The organism is Pedobacter sp. T50_32, from assembly GCF_057652195.1.
In genome coordinates, this window is sequence record NZ_JBYFBY010000017.1 from 1 (window position 1) to 485 (window position 485).

Here is a 485-nt window from a genome sequence, read left to right on the forward strand (position 1 = left end):
GCCGTATTTGATGCGGATTTTCCGCAGCACAGCCTGATGAAAATGAAAACCCGTGATTTGGCAATGGTAATGGAAAATGAGGCGTTGAAAAAACTGGCATATAAGCAGTTTACCACCATCAACAAAAAAGCCTATCCAATTATGCAGCACAAAGCGGATAGCGTACTCGATGCGGCGCACGAATTTGTAAACACTTCTCCCGTTCCGCTTGATGTTCTGTTCTTCGACCTGCCCGGAACCGTGAACACGCCCGGTATCCTGAAAGCACTGGCAGGTATAATTTTATTTCTTTTTTGCACTCTTAGCTTTTTCTATCTCCCTAAGTCTCTGTTGCTCTTGCGGTGTATTCAACTTAACCTCATTAAATAAAAGATTGAAAAGGCTACCATTTATTTGCAGAGTGGCTAGTGTATATTTCGGAGAAACTGACCATGGGATTCCGTGTCAAACTGACCACCCAAACTGCTGGCGAACCTGTGCAACAG

At 44.1% G+C, this 485-nt stretch carries 1 pseudogene; it reads left to right on the top strand.

Annotation, left to right across the window (positions count from 1 at the left end):
* A pseudogene (locus AC23ME_RS21100) lies at positions 1-369 on the top strand (ParA family protein); the annotation flags it as partial.
* Between the last annotated feature and the right edge of the window lie 116 nt (positions 370-485).